Consider the following 3,458-nt stretch of genomic DNA (forward strand, 5'->3'; position numbering starts at 1 on the left):
TAATAAGCGTTCATGGCTGAACTCCTGAAATAGCTGTGAAAATATCGCCCGCGAAATGCCGGGCTGATTAGGAAAACAGGAAAGGAGGTTAGTGAATGCTTTTGCTTGATCTCAGTTTCAGTATTAATATCCATTTTTTATAAGCGTCGACGGCCTCACGAAACATCTTTTCATCGCCAATAAAAGTGGCGATAGTGAATTTAGTCTGGATAGCCATAAGTGTTTGATCCATTTTTTGGGACTCCTGGCTGATTAAGTATGTCGATAAGGCGTTTCCATCCGTCACGTAATTTACGGGTGATTCGTTCAAGTAAAGATTCGGAAGGGCAGCCAGCAACAGGCCACCCTGCAATGGCATATTGCATGGTGTGCTCCTTATTTATACATAACGAAAAACGCCTCGAGTGAAGCGTTATTGGTATGCGGTAACGCCGCGCTCAGGCGGCTTTGATAGTCATATCATCTGAATCAAATATTCCTGATGTATCGATATCGGTAATTCTTATTCCTTCGCTACCATCCATTGGAGGCCATCCTTCCTGACCATTTCCATCATTCCAGTCGAACTCACACACAACACCATATGCATTTAAGTCGCTTGAAATTGCTATAAGCAGAGCATGTTGCGCCAGCATGATTAATACAGCATTTAATACAGAGCCGTGTTTATTGAGTCGGTATTCAGAGTCTGACCAGAAATTATTAATCTGGTGAAGTTTTTCCTCTGTCATTACGTCATGGTCGATTTCAATTTCTATTGATGCTTTCCAGTCGTAATCAATGATGTATTTTTTGATGTTTGACATCTATTCATATCCTCACAGATAAAAAATCGCCCTCACATTGGAGGGCAAAGAAGATTTCCAATAATCAGAACAAGTCGGCTCCTGTTTAGTTACGAGCGACATTGCTCAGTGTATTCACTCGTTGGAATGAATACACAGTGCAGTGTTTATTAGTATGCCTGTCTTTTAACCACATCAGGCTCGGTGGTTCTCGTGTACCCCTACAGCGAGAAATCGGATAAACTCTATTCACCCCTACAGAGAGCAAAAGAGAAACGCCGATGAACAACTCATGGTGGCAGGAACTAATGCATTTTTTCCTGCAAGGAATGACACTTAAACAGTTGATTCATATGCTAATCATCCTAATCATATTGATTATTGTTATGCCTGTAAGCGTAAAAGAATGGATAAACCTGCATAATCCAGAAATCCTTCCTCATTACTGGATGTATTACATCCTGTTGTTTTGCGTTAGCTATGTGCTTAACGGCGTTGTTAATTCCGCTTATCACGCTGTGACTGAAAGAATTGAGATATTCGCTGCTCAGAAGCGCAAATCTAAAGAAGAGAAATACGTGCAAGATTTGTTTGATTCGTTAACTCTTGGAGAAAGAGCGTATTTGGCATTCGCTGTAGCCGCTAATAACCAGCTAAAGACAGAAAAGGGAAGCCCTGAAGCAATCTCATTGCTCGAAAAAGGGCTTCTTATTCGGGTACCTTCTGCTACTGGATATCCTGAAATCGACCGTTTTGTTATCCCGGAACGCTATAGAAATGAGTGCTACATTAGGTTTGCTGGGAAGAAAGACAGTCTTATGGATGAACTTATCGCTCAGGATAAGCATGGCAAAAACAAGTAATTAGCAAATTAATTTATCATCTCGCCGTCAGTTGTTTTGATTTCCGGTAGCCTGCCGCGTAAATGGCTACGTTTGGCAGGCAAATACTTCCACTGCATTCATCTGCCTTCTTGCAGCGAAGGCTTCCGAGTGATGCTGCTTTGTCTGCTCTGACGCAACCAGAGAGCTTTAGCGCAATTTTTCGCGCCAGTCGCTGTTCTTGCATTGCCTGCTCACGTTGAGCCTGTCTGCGTGCTCTGCGGCGATTTCTGGCGTTATCGTCAGCCAGATATGTAATGACTACTGCCATGTTGACCTCCGATGATTGACTTTGGCGGTGACGCGCCGGGTGCTTATCTTCCGGTTGCCGTCGTGCAGCTGCACTTCACGTCACCCCAAAGCCAACTACTCTTTGGTTCCCGCATTTCGGCGGGACAATCCCATCAATGTTAAAGAGCCTGCCAATCTGTTCCGTTTGGCTACCAGCGTCCTGCCGATGACTTAAATTTAAGATTTCTTTAACTATTGGTCAAGAGCGTTTTTGAAGAAAACTTAAATTTTGTTGCGAAGCTTAAGTTTTGCTTTGATTTTTAAAGGAAAGAAAAAAAGGGGCGAATGCCCCTTATGGAAGGTTTGCTATTTTTGCATCGACAACTACACCGATGATTTTGCAGTTCCCGTTGATCTCAATCATCGGATATTGTGGGTTAAGTGGTTTTAGAAACCTTCTGCCAGCATCAATAACTAATTTCTTGAAAGTTGCCTCGTTTTCTCCTTCGAGCTTTGCCACTACCAGCTTCCCATTACGAGGTTCTACTTCAGGATCGACTAGTATTATCATCCCTTCCGGGATGCTAAGACCGGCTGGAGCCGTCATCGAATCACCCTTTACGTCCAGCCAAAACGAATCTTCTGAACAATCTACGGTTGTATCGTACCAGTTATCTATTGCACGCTTATGATATGGCTCTACAGCTTCCATCCAACATCCTGCGCTTACCCAACTAATTAGAGGATACGAACCTCTTGGATCATGCCTGCTGTGATAGGCAATGTTTGAAAGACTATCTTCTCCTTTCAACAAGTAATCAGGGGAGCACTGTAAAGCCTTGGCTAAAGCCAATAGGTTTTCGCCATTGGGCTCAGTTTCAGAACGCTCCCATTGGGAAATAGCAACATTAGACACGCCAACCATCTTGCCAAGGGCAGCCTGCCTAATCTTAAGTTCTTTTCTGCGAGCGCGAATACGCTCACCCATCAGTTGTGTATTCATAGTTAAGACATCTTAAATAAACTTGACTTAAGATTCCTTTGATAGATAATTTAAGTGTTCTTTAATTTCGGAGCGAGTCTATGTACAAGAAAGATGTTATCGACCACTTCGGAACCCAGCGTGCGGTAGCTAAAGCGTTAGGCATTAGCGATGCAGCAGTCTCTCAGTGGAAGGAAGTCATCCCAGAGAAAGACGCCTATCGACTGGAAGTCGTTACAGCTGGCGCCCTGAAGTATCAAGAAAGTGCTTATCGCAAAGCGGCATAAGCAAATTGCTCTTTAACAGTCATGGTCCTTATTCCCGCCGAAATGCGGGAATACAACGCGCATCAGTTGGTGCGTATAACTTCTTATTTGTTAAGGAAATACTTACATATGCAACTTACAAGTACTCGCAAGAAAGCGAATGCAATCACAAGCAACATCCTGAATCGAATTGCTGTACGTGGTCAGCGAAAGGTTGCTGATGCATTAGGGATTAATGAATCGCAAATTTCGCGATGGAAAGACAGCTTTATCCCAAAGATGGCCATGCTTCTGGCTGTGCTGGAGTGGGGTG

The 3,458-nt window shown here is 43.5% G+C and carries 8 protein-coding genes; 3 read left to right on the top strand and 5 right to left on the bottom strand.

All coding sequences use genetic code 11. The features are described from left to right. Window positions 1–88 precede the first annotated feature (88 nt). From kil to EQY_RS0109295, 3 genes are all read right to left on the bottom strand, one after another. The gene (gene kil / locus EQY_RS26135; RefSeq protein WP_000372937.1) at window positions 89–232 is read right to left on the bottom strand and encodes a host cell division inhibitory peptide Kil; all 144 of its coding nucleotides are present in this window, start codon (window positions 230–232) and stop codon (window positions 89–91) included. Continuing rightward, on the bottom strand, window positions 201–365 hold the full coding sequence (locus EQY_RS26140; protein ID WP_001198861.1) for a protease FtsH-inhibitory lysogeny factor CIII: 165 nt from the start codon (window positions 363–365) through the stop codon (window positions 201–203). Before EQY_RS26140 ends, kil begins: the two co-directional genes overlap by 32 nt. A 72-nt stretch (window positions 366–437) precedes the next feature. Next, entirely contained in the window at window positions 438–806 is a 369-nt protein-coding gene (locus tag EQY_RS0109295; RefSeq protein ID WP_000065374.1) for a DUF2528 family protein, read from the bottom strand. Between the two features lie 260 nt (window positions 807–1,066). On the opposite strand from EQY_RS0109295, the gene EQY_RS0109305 reads away from it, so the two are divergent. After that, window positions 1,067–1,648 carry a super-infection exclusion protein B gene (locus tag EQY_RS0109305; protein WP_001066169.1) on the top strand — a complete coding sequence of 194 codons (582 nt, stop codon included), beginning with the start codon at window positions 1,067–1,069 and terminating at the stop codon, window positions 1,646–1,648. Window positions 1,649–1,664: 16 nt separating this feature from the next. Here EQY_RS0109305 and EQY_RS0109310 read toward each other — a convergent pair whose 3' ends face one another. Together EQY_RS0109310 and EQY_RS0109315 are read right to left on the bottom strand one after the other, a co-directional pair. After that, a complete protein-coding gene (locus tag EQY_RS0109310) occupies window positions 1,665–1,937 on the bottom strand; it encodes a transcriptional antitermination N peptide (protein ID WP_001358311.1) in 273 nt (90 codons plus the stop codon). Window positions 1,938–2,249: 312 nt separating this feature from the next. Next, window positions 2,250–2,900, bottom strand: coding sequence for a LexA family protein (locus EQY_RS0109315; RefSeq protein ID WP_001095981.1), 651 nt, complete (start codon window positions 2,898–2,900; stop codon window positions 2,250–2,252). Between the two features lie 80 nt (window positions 2,901–2,980). Between EQY_RS0109315 and EQY_RS0109320 the strand changes: the two genes are divergently transcribed. Beyond that, window positions 2,981–3,166, top strand: coding sequence for a Cro/CI family transcriptional regulator (locus EQY_RS0109320; protein ID WP_000276886.1), 186 nt, complete (start codon window positions 2,981–2,983; stop codon window positions 3,164–3,166). A gap of 108 nt (window positions 3,167–3,274) precedes the next feature. Next, a partial coding sequence (locus EQY_RS0109325) for a CII family transcriptional regulator (RefSeq protein WP_001177647.1) occupies window positions 3,275–3,458 on the top strand: 184 nt, incomplete at its 3' end.

It is taken from the genome of Escherichia sp. TW14182 (assembly GCF_000208525.1).
In the GTDB taxonomy this organism is placed as follows: domain Bacteria; phylum Pseudomonadota; class Gammaproteobacteria; order Enterobacterales; family Enterobacteriaceae; genus Escherichia; species Escherichia ruysiae.